At 71.8% G+C, this 14067-nt stretch carries 17 protein-coding genes and 3 tRNA genes; 2 read left to right on the top strand and 18 right to left on the bottom strand.

Annotated features, from left to right (window positions below):
- Positions 1-12: 12 nt before the first annotated feature.
- From LN652_RS16495 to rplJ, 3 genes are all read right to left on the bottom strand, one after another.
- On the bottom strand, positions 13-858 hold the full coding sequence (locus tag LN652_RS16495) for a methylenetetrahydrofolate reductase (protein ID WP_230441685.1): 846 nt from the start codon (positions 856-858) through the stop codon (positions 13-15).
- A 203-nt stretch (positions 859-1061) separates the two neighbouring features.
- Positions 1062-1454, bottom strand: a complete 393-nt coding sequence (gene rplL, locus LN652_RS16490) for a 50S ribosomal protein L7/L12 (protein WP_056907137.1) — start codon at positions 1452-1454, stop codon at positions 1062-1064.
- Between the two features lie 77 nt (positions 1455-1531).
- A complete protein-coding gene (rplJ, locus tag LN652_RS16485) occupies positions 1532-2182 on the bottom strand; it encodes a 50S ribosomal protein L10 (RefSeq protein ID WP_230441684.1) in 651 nt (216 codons plus the stop codon).
- A 290-nt stretch (positions 2183-2472) separates the two neighbouring features.
- Here rplJ and LN652_RS16480 point away from each other — a divergent pair, with 290 nt between their 5' ends.
- On the top strand, positions 2473-3471 hold the full coding sequence (locus tag LN652_RS16480) for a DnaB-like helicase C-terminal domain-containing protein (protein WP_230441683.1): 999 nt from the start codon (positions 2473-2475) through the stop codon (positions 3469-3471).
- 65 nt (positions 3472-3536) lie between these two features.
- Here the strand turns inward: LN652_RS16480 and LN652_RS16475 are convergent, their stop codons facing one another.
- The 6 genes from LN652_RS16475 to LN652_RS16450 form a co-directional block, all read right to left on the bottom strand.
- Positions 3537-4397: a hypothetical protein gene (locus LN652_RS16475; RefSeq protein WP_230441682.1), complete on the bottom strand. Its 861-nt coding sequence runs from the start codon at positions 4395-4397 to the stop codon at positions 3537-3539.
- Between the two features lie 148 nt (positions 4398-4545).
- Complete coding sequence (rplA, locus tag LN652_RS16470; protein ID WP_230441681.1) at positions 4546-5268, bottom strand: 50S ribosomal protein L1; 723 nt, start codon at positions 5266-5268, stop codon at positions 4546-4548.
- A 95-nt stretch (positions 5269-5363) separates the two neighbouring features.
- On the bottom strand, positions 5364-5792 hold the full coding sequence (gene rplK, locus LN652_RS16465) for a 50S ribosomal protein L11 (protein ID WP_056907132.1): 429 nt from the start codon (positions 5790-5792) through the stop codon (positions 5364-5366).
- Between the two features lie 101 nt (positions 5793-5893).
- The gene (gene nusG, locus LN652_RS16460; protein ID WP_230441680.1) at positions 5894-6706 is read right to left on the bottom strand and encodes a transcription termination/antitermination protein NusG; all 813 of its coding nucleotides are present in this window, start codon (positions 6704-6706) and stop codon (positions 5894-5896) included.
- 68 nt (positions 6707-6774) lie between these two features.
- Entirely contained in the window at positions 6775-7032 is a 258-nt protein-coding gene (secE, locus tag LN652_RS16455) for a preprotein translocase subunit SecE (protein ID WP_230441679.1), read from the bottom strand.
- 41 nt (positions 7033-7073) lie between these two features.
- Positions 7074-7146, bottom strand: a tRNA-Trp gene (locus LN652_RS16450).
- A gap of 114 nt (positions 7147-7260) precedes the next feature.
- Between LN652_RS16450 and LN652_RS16445 the strand changes: the two genes are divergently transcribed.
- The gene (locus tag LN652_RS16445; protein ID WP_230441678.1) at positions 7261-8310 is read left to right on the top strand and encodes an adenosine deaminase; all 1050 of its coding nucleotides are present in this window, start codon (positions 7261-7263) and stop codon (positions 8308-8310) included.
- A gap of 124 nt (positions 8311-8434) precedes the next feature.
- On the opposite strand, the gene LN652_RS16440 is transcribed toward LN652_RS16445, so the two are convergent.
- From LN652_RS16440 to LN652_RS16400, 9 genes are all read right to left on the bottom strand, one after another.
- The gene (locus LN652_RS16440) at positions 8435-9502 is read right to left on the bottom strand and encodes a UDP-N-acetylmuramate dehydrogenase (protein ID WP_230441677.1); all 1068 of its coding nucleotides are present in this window, start codon (positions 9500-9502) and stop codon (positions 8435-8437) included.
- Complete coding sequence (locus LN652_RS16435; protein WP_230441676.1) at positions 9495-9893, bottom strand: MaoC/PaaZ C-terminal domain-containing protein; 399 nt, start codon at positions 9891-9893, stop codon at positions 9495-9497. The genes LN652_RS16440 and LN652_RS16435 overlap by 8 nt, the downstream gene beginning before the upstream one ends.
- On the bottom strand, positions 9890-10288 hold the full coding sequence (locus LN652_RS16430) for an FAS1-like dehydratase domain-containing protein (RefSeq protein ID WP_230441675.1): 399 nt from the start codon (positions 10286-10288) through the stop codon (positions 9890-9892). Before LN652_RS16430 ends, LN652_RS16435 begins: the two co-directional genes overlap by 4 nt.
- Positions 10289-10574: 286 nt before the next feature.
- Entirely contained in the window at positions 10575-10745 is a 171-nt protein-coding gene (gene rpmG / locus LN652_RS16425; RefSeq protein ID WP_090969093.1) for a 50S ribosomal protein L33, read from the bottom strand.
- A gap of 41 nt (positions 10746-10786) precedes the next feature.
- Positions 10787-10863, bottom strand: a tRNA-Met gene (locus tag LN652_RS16420).
- Between the two features lie 35 nt (positions 10864-10898).
- Positions 10899-10971 (bottom strand) — tRNA-Thr (locus LN652_RS16415).
- Between the two features lie 59 nt (positions 10972-11030).
- Complete coding sequence (locus LN652_RS16410; RefSeq protein WP_230441674.1) at positions 11031-12434, bottom strand: amidase; 1404 nt, start codon at positions 12432-12434, stop codon at positions 11031-11033.
- A 22-nt stretch (positions 12435-12456) separates the two neighbouring features.
- Positions 12457-13044: a DNA-3-methyladenine glycosylase I gene (locus LN652_RS16405; protein WP_230441673.1), complete on the bottom strand. Its 588-nt coding sequence runs from the start codon at positions 13042-13044 to the stop codon at positions 12457-12459.
- 33 nt (positions 13045-13077) lie between these two features.
- On the bottom strand, positions 13078-13992 hold the full coding sequence (locus LN652_RS16400) for a pirin family protein (RefSeq protein ID WP_230441672.1): 915 nt from the start codon (positions 13990-13992) through the stop codon (positions 13078-13080).
- Positions 13993-14067 lie beyond the last annotated feature (75 nt).

Genomic DNA, 14067 nt, shown 5'->3' with positions numbered 1-14067 from the left:
AGGGCGTGGCCGTCAGGACTGCAGCCGCTCCAGCAGACCCGTGCGCCACGCCTCGGTCTCGGCGACCTGGTTGAAGGTGAACACGTGCAGGCCCTCCACCAGCGCGCCGTCCTCGCCGAGCGCGGGGGCGCACTTCTCGAGGAAGCTCTCGCCGGTGAAGCCGCCAGGTGCGGCCAGCCGCGCGAAGAGGCCCTTGTTCTTGGCCAGGAACCGCGTCGACTCGCCCACCCCGATCTTGGTGGCCATGCCGAGCAGCTTGGTGCGCTCGACCGGGCCGGGGATGCCGAGCAGCAGGGGCATGGTGACGCCGCGGGCGCGCAGCCGGTGCACCCAGTCGCGCACGAGGGCGGGGTCGAAGGTGAGGTTGCTGACGATGTGGGTGGCGTAGCGCCGCTTGTCCCACATCGACTGCACGGTGAGGTCGTCGTGGATCGTCGGGTGCGACTCGGGATAGCCGGTGATCCCGACGTGCGAGAACGGCGAGCCCAGCTCCTTCAGGTCCTCGAGCAGGGCGAGGGCGTCGGGGTAGTCGCCCACCGCCTCCGCGTCCCCGCCGGGGACGAACACCCGGGAGACCCCCTTGCCCCGCAGCCGCTCGACGACCTCGGTCAGCTCGGCGCGTCCGGACACCATCCGGGCGGCGAGGTGGGGCACGACGTCGTAGCCGTGGCCGGCGAGCCGCTCGGCGAGGTCGAGCGTCGCCTCCATCCCCTTGGAGGGCGAGGCGGTCACGGTGACGACCAGGTCGCGCGGCACGTGCGCGAGCACCTTGTCCTCGGTGCTCGCGGTGGGCAGCACCTCGTAGCGCGCGTGCTCGAGCAGGCGGACGAGGGTGGCGGCGGTCCGTTTGTTGCGCATGGAGCAACTCGATTCGTGATGCGCATCAGTCGAGGTCACTCTAGTGGGTGGGCGACGCCGCGAGAAGACCCTCCCACGCCGAGCACCCCGCGGCAGCACGACCCCGGCACGCCCCCGGGGACGCCACAGGGCGGCCACCCCTCGTGGGGTGACCGCCCTGGGCGGTGCGACGACGGACCCGCGAGGGGTCCGCCGTCAGTGGGTCACTTGACGGTGACGGTGGCGCCGGCGGCCTCGAGGGCCTCCTTCGCCTTGTCCGCAGCGGCCTTGTCGACGTTCTCGAGGATCGTCTTGGGGGCGGCCTCGACGAGGTCCTTGGCCTCCTTCAGACCGAGGGAGGTCAGGGCGCGCACCTCCTTGATGACGTTGATCTTCTTGTCGCCGGCGGCCTCGAGGACGACCTCGAAGTCGGTCTTCTCCTCGGCGGCGGCGTCGCCACCGGCGGCACCACCGGCGGCCGGGGCGGCGGCCACGGCGACGGGGGCGGCGGCGGTCACGCCGAAGGTGTCCTCGAACTGCTTGACGAACTCGGAGAGCTCGATCAGGGTCATCTCCTTGAACGCGTCAAGGAGCTCGTCGGTGCTGAGCTTCGCCATGGTGGCGGTTCCTTCCGTGTGTGGCGCGGCCGCGATCGTGCGGCGCGCCGGGTTTCAGGTGGTGTACGTCGGCCTGGTCAGGCGTCGGTGGACTCGGCAGCCGCGTCGGCAGCCTCGTCGGTCGCCTCGGTCTCCTCGGCCGCGGGGGCCTCGTCGACCGGAGCGTCCTCGGCAGCGGCCGGCGTGCCGGCACCACCTGCGAGGATCGAGGGGTCCTGCTCGGCCTTGGCCTGCAGCGCACCCGCGAGACGGGCGGCCTGGGCGATCGGGGCGTTGAGCAGGTAGACGGCCTGGGACAGGCTGGCGAGCATCGCGCCCGCCATCTTGCCCAGCAGCACCTCGCGCGACTCGAGATCGGCCAGCTTGGCGATCTCGGCAGCGTCGAGCGGCTTGCCGTCCAGGACTCCACCCTTGATGACAAGGGCGGGGTTCGCCTTGGCAAAGTCACGCAGACCCTTGGCGGCCTCGACCACGTCTCCATTGATGAAGGCGATGGCGGTGGGGCCGGTCAGCAGGTCGTCGAAGCCTTCGATTCCCACCTCGGTGGCGGCAATCTTGGCCAGCGTGTTCTTGACCACGGCGTAGTTGGCGTTCTCGCCGAGGGAGCGCCGCAGGTCCTGCAGCTGCTTCACGGTGAGCCCGCGGTACTCGGTCAGCACAGCGCCGGCGGAGCCGTTGAACGAGTCAACGATCTCTGCGACGGCGGCAGTCTTCTCTGGCCGCGCCATGGGTCTCCTTCCGGGGTTGACCACCGGCGTCGGGCCCACAGACGACGAACGCCCTGAGCACAGGCTCAGGGCGTGGGTGCGGCTCACGCCGCTGCTCTGAATCCTGCGCCGGCCGCCCGCTGCTGCGGACCTTCGGTCACGGGCAAGGAGCTCGTGACAACCTGCGGTCTCTGGTTTCAGGACCGAACACTACGCCGCGGCCGCGGGCCGGCCAAATCGTCGGTCCGCCCCGGGACGGACCGGGTCACGATCCGCGCATTCGGCTGCCGGGCGCCTTCCTGACTGGTTCCATGGTGCGCGTGGACATCCAGCTCACCACCATCGGTGCCTCCCTCGTGCGCAGCGACGAGCGCATGCTCACCGGGCGCAACGCCGCGGGGCGTGTGTGGAAGACCGGCTTCGGCGGCCTCGACCCGCTGATCGGCGGCGGCATGCGCGCCGGCTCCCTGCTGCTGCTCGCCGGCCCCCAGGGCATGGGCAAGTCGACCTTCGCGCTGCAGATCGCCCGGAACAACGCCGCGACCGGCCGCCCCGTCCTCTACTTCTCCTACGAGCACGACGCCGAGGACATCAGCCAGAAGCTGCTGGCCCTCGAGGCCGGCGAGCTCGACGAGTCCGACCAGGTCCGGATGACCAACATCCGCGCCATCTTCGACGACCTCTGGGTCAGCTCGCTCGAGCGCCGGCTGGAGTCGGTGCCGGGGGGCGTCGAGGCGCTGACCCGGATGGAGCGCTACGCCGACCAGCTCTTCGTGCACCGCTCGACCGGCAGCCGGACCGACCTCGCGGCGATCTCGCAGACCATCGACTCGGTGCGCGCCTCGACCGGCACCGCCCCGCTGGTCGTCGTCGACTACCTGCAGAAGGTGAAGTCCACCCAGCTCGACGACGAGAGCCGGTCGACCGAGGTGGTCGAGGGGCTCAAGGACCTCGCCATCGACACCGGCGCCCCGGTGCTGGCGATCGCGGCGGCCGACAAGACCGCACTCCGCTCCGGCACCCGCATGCGGGCCGCCGACCTCCGCGGCTCCAGCGCCCTGGCCTACGAGGCCGACGTCGTGATGGTGCTCAACAACAAGTTCGACATCGTCGCGCGCCACCACCTGACCTACGACCTCACCAACGCCGAGCGCTTCAAGGACTGGGCGGTGCTCACCCTGGAGAAGAACCGGTTCGGCCGCGACGGCGTGGTGCTGCAGTTCCGCACCCGCTTCGACCAGGGCCGCTACGAGTCCGAGGGCGTCGAGGTCAAGGAGCAGCTGATCGACGACCGGGTCTTCCGGGAGTGACCCGGGAGTGACCGCGCGTGGCCCGGCCGGGCGGCGTGCCCGGCCGGACCAGGGAGCGCGCTGCCTCAGGCGCCGCCGAACATGTCCTCGGTGACCTCGTCTGCCGGGGGCGCCTCGATCTCGACGTCGACGCCGAAGTCGGAGTACGTGCCCTCGGTGGTCGAGGTGGTCGGCTCGCCGCCGCCCACGCCGGGGATCTCGACGGTCTGGGAGAACTTGCGCGGCAGGTCGTCGGCGTCGACCCACATGTCCGTGACGAGCTCCTCGGGCATGAGGTCCTTCATCGCCGCCGGGAACTGCATCGCCTCGAGGTACTTCGTGGGGTCCATCGTGATCCGGTAGTGGTTGGTGGCCACGCCGTCGACGTCCTCGGCCCCGATCAGCTCGAGCTTCTTCGGCTCCTCGAGCGCCTTGAACATGACCTCCGGGTCGGTGGCCTTGCCGATCATGCCGAAGAGCGAGTTGGGGTCGCTGAGGTCGATCTTGAGCCACTTGTCGCCGGTGCCGAGGTCGGCGGACTTCATGTACATCGCCTTGTCGACGAGGATCATCTCCATCGACTGGGCGCCCGTGCCGGAGGCCTTCATCTCGATGCCGTCGTCGCCGAAGCGCGCTTGCCCGGCCATCTCCTGCGTCTGGCCCGCCGTGCCGGACGTGGAGGTGAAGGCGAACGACTCGGCGTCGCGCAGCGCACCCATCACGGTGGGGTAGAAGTCGGCGGCGGAGAGCTCGGCCGGCGCGTCGTCCGCGGCCTCGGCGTCCTCGCCGGAGTCGCTCGCGCTGCTGGTGTCGTCGGCACCCGCGTCGGTGGCCGAGCTCGTCGAGTCGTCGGAGGACGAGTCGCCGCTGCAGGCGGTGAAGCCGGCGCCCAGCGTCACCACCAGGGCGGCGGTGCCGAGACGACGGGCGAGGGGCGTGAGGCGCATGTGTGTGGCTCCTTGGGGCGTACGTGGCTGCGTACCAGCCTTCCTACCCGATGCTTCCACACCGAAACGACGGCCACCGAAATGCACCGCGGCCCGGCCACCCACGAGGGGTGACCGGGCCGCGGGACGACCTGGTTGCGGGTCGAGGTCAGGCCTGGACGGCCTCGTCCTCGGACGCGACGTTCTTGGTGCGGTTCGGGTCGACCTGGATGCCGGGGCCCATGGTCGTGGAGACCGTGACCTTCTTGATGTAGCGGCCCTTGGAGCTGGCCGGCTTGAGACGCAGCACCTCCTCCAGGGCGGCAGCGTAGTTCTCCGCGAGCTGGGTCTCGGAGAAGGACGCCTTGCCGATGATGAAGTGCAGGTTGGCGTGGCGGTCGACGCGGAACTCGATCTTGCCGCCCTTGATGTCCGTGACGGCCTTCGCGACGTCGGGGGTCACCGTGCCGGTCTTCGGGTTCGGCATGAGCGAGCGCGGGCCGAGGACGCGACCGAGGCGGCCGACCTTGCCCATCATGTCGGGGGTCGCGACGACGGCGTCGAAGTCGAGCCAGCCGCCGGCGACCTTCTCGATCAGCTCGTCGCCACCGACGAACTCGGCGCCGGCCTCACGGGCGGCCTCGGCCTTGTCGGCGTTCGCGAACACCAGGACGCGGGCGGTCTTGCCGGTGCCGTGGGGCAGGTTCACGGTGCCGCGGACCATCTGGTCGGCCTTGCGCGGGTCGACGCCCAGGCGCATGACGACGTCGAGGGTCTCGTCGAACTTCTTCTTCGAGCCGCCCTTGGCGATCTTGATGGCGGCCAGCGGGGCGTAGAGCTCGTCCTTGTCGAACGTCTCCGCCGCCGCGCGGTAGGTCTTGCTGCGCTGCATGATCTGTCTCTTTCGTTTGCTGGACGCAGGGCGTCCGAGAGTGGAGTGGTCGGCGAGCCAGCGCGGCTCTCCCACATGCCTCTAGTCAGGCACTGTCAGTCGGTCGTGACGCCCATCGAGCGGGCGGTGCCCTCGACGATCTTCATCGCCGCGTCGATGTCGTTGGCGTTGAGGTCGGGCAGCTTGGTCGTCGCGATCTCGCGGACCTGGTCCTTGGTCAGCTTGCCGACCTTGTCCTTGTGCGGGACGCCGGAGCCCTTGGAGAGGCCGGCGGCCTTCTTGATCAGCTCGGCGGCCGGCGGGGTCTTGGTGATGAAGTCGAACGTACGGTCCTCGTAGATGGTGATCTCGACGGGGATGACGTTGCCGCGCATGGACTCGGTCTGGGCGTTGTAGGCCTTGCAGAAGTCCATGATGTTGACGCCGTGCGGACCGAGCGCCGTACCGACCGGCGGGGCCGGGGTGGCCGAACCGGCCTGCAGCTGCACCTTGACGAGTGCGGCGATCTTCTTCTTGGGAGGCATTGCTCTTCTTTCTCTCATGTGGTCATGACGAGGGCACCTGCCCCCTGCCACGGGTTGTCGCTACTGCAGTGTCCGCCTCGACGGCGGACGGAGTGAAATCCTCAGACCCGCTGGATCTGGCTGAAGGACAGCTCGACCGGGGTCTCGCGGCCGAAGATCTCGACGAGCGCCTTGACGCGCTGCGACTCGGCGTTGATCTCGGTGATCGTCGCGTGGAGCGTGGCGAACGGGCCGTCGACGACCATGACGGAGTCGGAGACCGAGAAGTCGGCGACCTCGACCGGCTTGCGCGGGGTGGTGGAGGAGCCCTTCTCGCCGGACGCGGCGGCCTCGGCCTCGGCGACGGCCACGACGGCCGGCGCGAGCATGTCCTCGACCTCGCTCATGCTCAGCGGCACGGGCTGGTGGCTGTGGCCGACGAAGCCGGTGACCGACGGCGTGTGGCGCACGGCGGACCAGGACTCGTCGGTGAGGTCCATGCGGACCAGCACGTAGCCGGGCAGGACGGTGCGGGTGACCATCTTGCGCTGGCCGTTCTTGATCTCCGCGACCTCCTCGGTGGGGACCACGATCTCGTGGATGTAGTCCTCCATGTTGAGGGAGATGATGCGGTTCTCGAGGTTGTGCTTGACCCGCTTCTCCATGCCGGAGTAGGTGTGCACGACGAACCAGTCGCCCGGCTTGGCCCACAGCTCGCGGCGGAACGCCTCCAGCGGGTCCTCGTCGGCCGGCTCCTCGGCGGGCTCGTCGTCCTCGTCCACGGGCTCGTCGGCCTCGTCCTCGTCGGACTCGACGATCTCGTCGGCCGGCGCGTCCAGCTCGTCGTCCGAGGTGGCCTCGGCGCCCTCGTCGAGGTCGAGGTCGTCCTCGCTCACCTCGTCGACGGAACCGACCTGGTCCTCGACCTGGTCCACGTCATTGCTGTCCGACACGTCTCACTCCGTACTCGTTGCTGGGGGGCGGGGAACCACTGCCCCGTGGGTCACTGGGTGTTGCTGCCGGTGAAGATCTCGAAGACCAGCTTTCCGAAAGCCAGGTCGAGCACCGAGACCAGCGCCATCACCACGGTGACGAAGACGAGCACGACGATGAAGTAGGTGATCAGCTGCTGCTGCGTCGGCCACACGACCTTGCGCAGCTCGGCGACCACCTGACGCAGGAACGTGGCCGGCCCGGTGCGGCCACGGTCGTCGCCGCGCGAGTCCCTCCGCGCGTCCTGAACCGCGTTGCCGTCGGCCACGTCTTCCACCTTCTCGTCGGTTGCTGTGCAGTGTTTCCTCGCAGGGCACGAGGGACTTGAACCCCCAACCTTCGGTTTTGGAGACCGATGCTCTGCCAGTTGAGCTAGTGCCCTCCGGTGGTCGCACCCCATGGCCCCGGGCAGGCCGAAGCATGTGGGCAAACCACCAGTCCGGAAGCATACGGGGCCGGGCCAGCCGAGTCGAACCGAGGCCCCTACGATGCCCGCATGGCTGGTCCGGACGGGGGTGCGCGCCGCCGGCGCGACGTGACGGCGCTGCCCAAGGCGCACCTGCACCTGCACTTCACCGGCTCGATGCGCCACGCGACGCTGCTCGAGCTGGCCGAGCGCGACGGCATCGCGCTGCCCGACTCGCTGGTGGAGGACTGGCCGCCGCGGCTCAGCGCGGCCGACGAGAAGGGCTGGTTCCGCTTCCAGCGGCTCTACGACGTGGCGCGGTCGGTGCTGCGCACGCCCGACGACGTACGCCGCCTGGTCGTCGAGGCCGCCGAGGACGACGTGCGCGACGGCGGCCGCTGGCTGGAGATCCAGGTCGACCCCAGCGGCTACGCCGCACGCTTCGGCGGGGTCACCGCGTTCACCGACCTGGTCCTCGACTGCGTGCGCGACGCGTCCGCGCGCACCGGCCTCGGGATCGCCGTCGTCGTCGCCGCGAACCGCACCCGCCACCCCCTCGACGCGCGGACGCTGGCGCGCCTCGCCGCGCAGTACGCCGGGCGCGGCGTGGTCGGCTTCGGGCTGTCCAACGACGAGCGTCGCGGCACCACCGCCGACTTCGAGGGCGCGTTCCGGATCGCCGAGCGCGCGGGCCTGCTGCTGGTCCCCCACGGCGGCGAGCTGCTCGGCCCCGACCACGTCCGCACCTGCCTCGACCGGCTCGGCGCGCAGCGGCTCGGCCACGGCGTACGCAGCGCGGAGGACCCCGCGCTGCTCGACCGGATCGTGGCGCAGGGCGTCGCGCTCGAGGTGTGCCCGGTGTCCAACGTCGCGCTCGGCGTCTACTCCGACCTCACGTCGGTGCCGCTGCCGCAGCTGCTGGCGGCCGGTGCCACGGTGGCGCTGGGCGCCGACGACCCGCTGCTGTTCGGCTCGCGGCTGGCCGGGCAGTACGCCACGATGCGCGCCGCGCACGACCTCGACGACGCGACGCTGGCCCGCATGGCCGAGATGTCGTTCGAGGCCTCGCGGGCCCCGTCCGACGTCGTCGCCGCCGCCCGGCGCGACATCGCCGCCTGGCTGGCCGCTCCCGCCGCCTGACCCTCCCGGTATCTACGGACGTTCTGGTGGGCGAAACCGGCTTCTGACCCACCAGAACGTCCGTAGGTACCGGGTCGGGGTGCCGAGTCGGTGTGCCGAGGGGTCGGCGGGGGCCAGACGTCGGTCAGAGGGAGCAGCCGACCGTCACGGGCTCGTTGACGAGGGTGACGCCGAACCGCTCGCCCACGCCGTCGCGGACCTCGCGGGCCAGCACGAGCAGCTCCTCGGTGGTCGCACCGCCGCGGTTGGTCAGCGCGAGCGTGTGCTTGGTCGACAGGCTGACCCGCTCCCCCGCCGCCGCGCTCGTGTGGCCCTTGCCGAAGCCGGCGTGCTCGATGAGCCACGCCGCGCTCGACTTCACCGAGCCGTCCGGCTGCTCCCAGCGCGGCGCGTCGTCCGGCAGCCGGGCGGCCTGCGCGGCGTCGAGCACCGGGTTGGTGAAGAACGACCCGGCCGACCAGGTGTCGTGGTCGCCCGCGTCGAGGACCATGCCCTTGCCGCGGCGCAGCGCCAGCACGGCGTCGCGCACGTCGGCGAGCGGGGCGCGCGCGCCCTGCTCCACCCCGAGGCGGCGCGCGAGCTCGGCGTAGGCCACCGGCCCGGACAGGTCGCCGACCCGGAGCTGGAAGGTGACGTCGAGGACGAGGTGGCGTCCCGGCTCTGCCTTGAACCGGCTGTGCCGGTAGCCGAAGCCGCAGTCGGCGGCGGTGTAGGTGCGCTGGGTGCGGTCGACGCGGTCCCAGGTGCGGACGCGGGAGATCGTCTGGGACACGTCCTGGCCGTAGGCGCCGACGTTCTGGATCGGGGTGGAGCCGACCGCCCCGGGGATCCCGGACAGCGCCTCGACCCCGGCCCAGCCGTGGTCGACGGCGGTCGCCACGAAGCGGTCCCAGTCCTCGCCGGCCGCGGCCGTGACCTCGATGCCGCCGCAGCGGGGGGACGCGTCGTCGACGTCGCCGGCGTCGGTGCGCACGCCGGAGGTGGCCACCTGCACGACCAGGCCGTCGAACCCGGCGTCGGCCACGACGAGGTTCGAGCCGCCGGCGAGGACCAGGACGGGCGTGCCGGCCGCGTCGGCGTCCGCCACGGCGCCCACCAGCTCGTCGTCGGTGGTCGCCCGGACCCACGCCCGGCCGGGCCCGCCGAGGCGCAGCGTGGTGTGGTCGCGCAGGGCCGGCACCGGGTCAGGCACGGACGACGGCCTTCGGCATGCCGAGGACCTTCTGCCCGTCGCAGGTGACCTCCAGGGCCAGCGTGGCGAGGCCGTCGGCCACGGACTTCACCGTGCCGGCGACGCGCACCTCGGCGCCGCCCTCGGCGGGCACCACGACGGGGCTGGTGAACTTCGCGCCGAGGTCGACGACCTCGGCGCCGTCGGTCCACTCGGCGACCGCGCGGCCGACGAGCGCGAGGGTGTACATCCCGTGCGCGATCACGCCGGGGAGGCCGACGCTGCGGGCGACGTCCTCGTCCTGGTGGATCGGGTTGTGGTCGCCGCTGGCCGCGGCGTAGGCAACCAGGTCGGCGCGGGTGACCGTGAAGGTCCTGACCGGCAGTGCGTCGCCGGCGGCGAGCAGGCTCATGCGGCACCTCCGTGGACGAGGGTCGCCTTGCCGGTGCACACGACGGCCCCGGTGGCGTCGGTGATCTCCGAGGCGGTGGCGATGATGTCGGCGCCGCCGATCTGGCGCAGCCCGGTGACGGTGAGGGTCGCGCTGAGCTCGTCGCCGACCGCGAGCGGCCGGGCGTAGGCGAAGCGCTGCTCGCCGTGCACGATGCGGTGCAGGTCGACCTGCTCGGCGTCGAAGAAGGCCATCATCGCGTCGAAGGCGAGCACGATCGGGAAGGTCGGCGGCACGACGCCGGGTCCGCCGGGGTGGCCGACGGCGGCGGCGAAGTCGGCGACGCGCTCGGCGGTGACGGTCAGCGGCGTGGGCGCGGGGAACGCGCGCCCGACCAAGGAGGGGTCGACGGGCATGTCACGACCCTAGCCGGGCGCGAGGGACGAGCGCACGGCGTGGGGCGGGAGGTTGAGCAAGCGCGCGAGCGAGCCTGCGAGCTCGCGACCGCGCGTCGAAACCCAGCTGGTCCGGGGCGCGAGGGACGAGCGCACGGCGTGGGGCGGGAGGTTGAGCAAGCGCGCGAGCGAGCCTGCGAGCTCGCGACCGCGCGTCGAAACGCAGCTGGTCCCGAGCGGGAGGGACGAGCCGAAAACACAGCGACCCGCCCGAGTGGCTCGGGCGGGTCGCTGGTGACGGAGAGCGTCAGCGGGTCTCGCGGTGCGCGGTGTGGTTGCGGCAACGCGGGCAGAACTTCTTGAGCTCGATCCGGTCGGGGTCGTTGCGCCGGTTCTTCTTGGTGATGTAGTTGCGCTCCTTGCACTCGGTGCACGCGAGCGTGATCTTGGGGCGAACGTCAGAAGACTTGCTGGCCATGGGAGATCCTCGGGTTTGCGGGTGGTGCGGTGTAGGACTGGTGGTAGCGGGGGCGGGACTCGAACCCGCGACACCACGATTATGAGCCGTGTGCTCTAACCACCTGAGCTACCCCGCCGCAGGAAGCCGGACACCTCGCGGAGTCCGACCCAGAGCCCCTTTACGGAATCGAACCGTAGACCTTCTCCTTACCATGGAGACGCTCTGCCGACTGAGCTAAAGGGGCAACGACGGAGAACGATACACACGCCCCGACGTGATGCGAAATCGGGTGGCCGCCGGTCGTCAGGAGGCCTGGATCCGGGCCCATCCGACGGCCTCCTCGAGCTCGTGGGCGAGCCCGAGCAAGCGTGCCTCGCGGCCCGCTCCGGCGCCCAGCATCATGCCCTGCGGGAGGCCCGAGGAGGTCGTCGCGAGGGGCAGCGAGATGGCCGGCTCACCGGTCGCGTTCTGCAGCGGCGTGAAGGCCACCCAGTCCATCAGACGGCCCATCACCTCGTCGTAGTCCTGGTCGGGGCGCAGGTGCCCGACCAGGGGCGTCTCGGTGGCGAGCGTCGGGGTCAGCGTCACGTCGTACGACGCCCGGTGGCGGGCAGCGAGCCGCGACGAGGCGCGCAGCACCGCGATCGAGAACGGCTGCTTGTGCAGGTTGCGGGCCGCGTGCCGCGCGAGGCCGAGGGTCAGGTTGTCGAGCCGGCTCGGGTCCCAGGTCGGGCCGAAGTCCTTCTGCCCGCGGCGGACGATGACGAGCGCGAGCAGCGACCAGAACCGCACGAAGTGGTCGGGGAAGCTCGCTGGGACCGGGTTGTCGACCTCCTCCACGTGGTGGCCGAGGCGCTCGAGGATCGCCGCCGTGCGCAGCGTGAGGTCCCTCACCTCCGGGCTGCAGTCGCGGCCGATGCCCTGGGTCACCACGGCGACCCGCAGCCGTGCGCGGCTCGGCCGGGTGACGTCGCCGACCGGGGCGAGGACCGGGTTGCGCCACACCTTCTCGGCCTCGCGGTAGAACGCGGCCGTGTCGCGGACGCTGCGGGTCAGCACGCCGTCCGAGACGATCCGCACCGGCATGTCGCGCATCATCCGGTCCTGTGCGAGCCGTCCGCGGGTGGGCTTGAGCCCGACCAGCCCGTTGACGGCGGCGGGGATCCGGATCGATCCCCCGCCGTCGTTGGCGTGCGCGATCGGGACCGCACCCGCGGCGACCAGCGCGGCGGACCCCGCCGAGGAGGCGCCGGCGTAGTGGTCGGTGCTCCAGGGCGAGCGCACGGGCCCGAGCCGGACGTGGTCGGCGGCGCCGGAGAACCCGAACTCGGAGAGCTGGGTCTTGCCGAGCGGGACCAGTCCCGTGGCGAGGTACATCCGGGCGAAGTCGCCGTCGGCGGCCGCCGGGGTCGCGGTGAAGGCGTCGGTGCCGTGCTGGGTGGGCATGCCGGCGACGTCGCAGTTGTCCTTCACGAACGTCGGGACGCCGGCGAAGAAGCCGCCGCGCGGGTGGCGGGCCTCCTCGCGCGCCCGGTCGTAGGCGGCGTGGGCCACCGCGCCGAGCCGGGCGTCGACCTGCTCGGTGCGGGCGATGGCCGCCTCGACGACCTCCGGGACCGAGACCCGGCCGGCGCGGAGCGCCTCGACCAGGCCGGTCGCGTCGAGGTCGGCGAGGGCGTCGTCGGTGAAGGCGTGCACGCGCGTCATGGCGCGAGGCTAGGGCGAGGGGTCAGCCCGCACAACCACGCCGGTGGCAGTCGGCGAGGTGGTCGTCGACCAGCCCGATCGCCTCCATCAGGGCGTACATCGTGGTGGGGCCGACATGGGCGAACCCGGCCTTCTTCAGCGCCTTCGCGAGCGCCACCGACTCCGGGGAGGTCGTCGGCACGTCCGCGGTCGTCCGCGGCGCGGGGCCCGGGTCGGGACGGAAGGACCAGATGAACGCCTCGAGCCCGCCCTGCTCCCGCAGCGCGACGGTGGCGCGGGCGTTGGTGATCGCGGCCTCGACCTTGCGCAGGTTGCGGACGATGCCGGCGTCGGCCATCAGCCGGGCGACGTCGTCGGGTCCGAAGTCCGCGACCCGGTCGGCGTCGAAGCCGGCGAACGCCGCCCGGAAGGCGGGGCGCTTGTCGAGGATCGTGCGCCAGGAGAGCCCGGACTGGAACGCCTCGAGGGTGAGCCGCTCGAGGTGGGCCGCCTCGCCCGCGACCCGCAGCCCCCACTCGGTGTCGTGGTAGGCCGCGTTGACCGGGTCGGAGGTGGCCCACGGGCAGCGGGCCACACCGTCGTCGCCGATCACGGCACCCCTCGCGTCCATGCGTGCATCCTCGCGCACGTCACCGACACCGGGTCAGCGGCGCTCCTTGAGCCTCACGTTGGGGAGCACGGGCGCGGGGATCGGCTCCAGGTCGGTGTCGACCAGGCCGAACCGACCGTCGGTCAGGCCGCCCTCGACCTGCTCCATCCACGCGCGGCGGTGGCCCGCGACCTCGTCGTGGGAGCGGCCGATGAAGTTCCACCACATCACGATCGCCTCGCCGAAGGGCGGGCCGCCGAGCAGCAGCAGCCGCGCCTCCTCGTGGGCGGTGACGGTGAGCGTGCGGCGCCCGTGCGGGACGTAGGCCAGGTCGCTCGGCTTGACCTCGGCGCCCTCGACCTCGATCACCCCGACGTCGAGCAGCACGCCGTGCTCGAAGGCCTCGTCGACCTCGACCTCCAGCGTGCGCCCCGGGGCGAGCATCAGCTCGGCGCCCAGCAGCGGCGTGTGGGTGGGGACCGGGGAGGACGCCCCGAGCACCTCGCCGAGGAAGACCCGCACCTCCCAGCCCGGTCCGCGGACCGGGTCGGGGGCGTAGTGGTGGAAGCCGGGGTGGGCGTCGCGGGTGGCGTCGGGCAGCGCGACCCAGAGCTGGGCGCCGTGCAGGACGGTCGTGGCGTCGGTGGAGACCTCGGTGTGGCTGATGCCGCGACCCGAGGTCATCAGGTTGAGCTCGCCCGGGCGGACCGTCGCGTGGTTGCCGGCGGAGTCGCGGTGCTCGATCTCGCCCTCGAAGAGCCAGCTCACCGTCTGCAGCCCGGTGTGCGGGTGGGGCGCCACGACCATGCCGCCGGTCTGGTCGACCTCGTCGGGGCCGAAGTGGTCGACGAAGCACCAGGCGCCGATGAGCGAGCGGTGGCGCTGCGGGAGCGTACGGCGCACGCGCATGGCACGGGGTCCCCCCAGCGGGACCTCGCGCGAGGTGAGCACCTCGATCTGCGCGACCATCGAGCGCCACGGTACCCGCGTCCGGCAATCCGTGCGCGGCCCCCGGGACGAGCTCCGACTTTGGTCGGAGACGTC

Source organism: Nocardioides okcheonensis (assembly GCF_020991065.1).
GTDB classification, from domain to species: Bacteria; Actinomycetota; Actinomycetes; order Propionibacteriales; family Nocardioidaceae; genus Nocardioides; species Nocardioides okcheonensis.
The sequence above is the reverse complement of the archived record's forward strand: the minus strand, read 5'-3'. Positions and strand labels throughout refer to the sequence as shown.

Coding starts and splice junctions, on each gene's coding strand:
- rplL (WP_056907137.1), bottom strand. CDS start 1,454: ATGGCGAAGCTCAGCACCGACGAGCTCCTTGACGCGTTCAAGGAGATG.
- rplA (WP_230441681.1), bottom strand. CDS start 5,268: ATGCAGCGCAGCAAGACCTACCGCGCGGCGGCGGAGACGTTCGACAAG.
- LN652_RS16405 (WP_230441673.1), bottom strand. CDS start 13,044: ATGGACGCGAGGGGTGCCGTGATCGGCGACGACGGTGTGGCCCGCTGC.
- rplK (WP_056907132.1), bottom strand. CDS start 5,792: ATGCCTCCCAAGAAGAAGATCGCCGCACTCGTCAAGGTGCAGCTGCAG.
- LN652_RS16410 (WP_230441674.1), bottom strand. CDS start 12,434: ATGACGCGCGTGCACGCCTTCACCGACGACGCCCTCGCCGACCTCGAC.
- LN652_RS16445 (WP_230441678.1), top strand. CDS start 7,261: ATGGCTGGTCCGGACGGGGGTGCGCGCCGCCGGCGCGACGTGACGGCG.
- LN652_RS16400 (WP_230441672.1), bottom strand. CDS start 13,992: ATGGTCGCGCAGATCGAGGTGCTCACCTCGCGCGAGGTCCCGCTGGGG.
- LN652_RS16480 (WP_230441683.1), top strand. CDS start 2,473: ATGGTGCGCGTGGACATCCAGCTCACCACCATCGGTGCCTCCCTCGTG.
- rplJ (WP_230441684.1), bottom strand. CDS start 2,182: ATGGCGCGGCCAGAGAAGACTGCCGCCGTCGCAGAGATCGTTGACTCG.
- LN652_RS16475 (WP_230441682.1), bottom strand. CDS start 4,397: ATGCGCCTCACGCCCCTCGCCCGTCGTCTCGGCACCGCCGCCCTGGTG.
- LN652_RS16430 (WP_230441675.1), bottom strand. CDS start 10,288: ATGCCCGTCGACCCCTCCTTGGTCGGGCGCGCGTTCCCCGCGCCCACG.
- LN652_RS16435 (WP_230441676.1), bottom strand. CDS start 9,893: ATGAGCCTGCTCGCCGCCGGCGACGCACTGCCGGTCAGGACCTTCACG.
- rpmG (WP_090969093.1), bottom strand. CDS start 10,745: ATGGCCAGCAAGTCTTCTGACGTTCGCCCCAAGATCACGCTCGCGTGC.
- LN652_RS16495 (WP_230441685.1), bottom strand. CDS start 858: ATGCGCAACAAACGGACCGCCGCCACCCTCGTCCGCCTGCTCGAGCAC.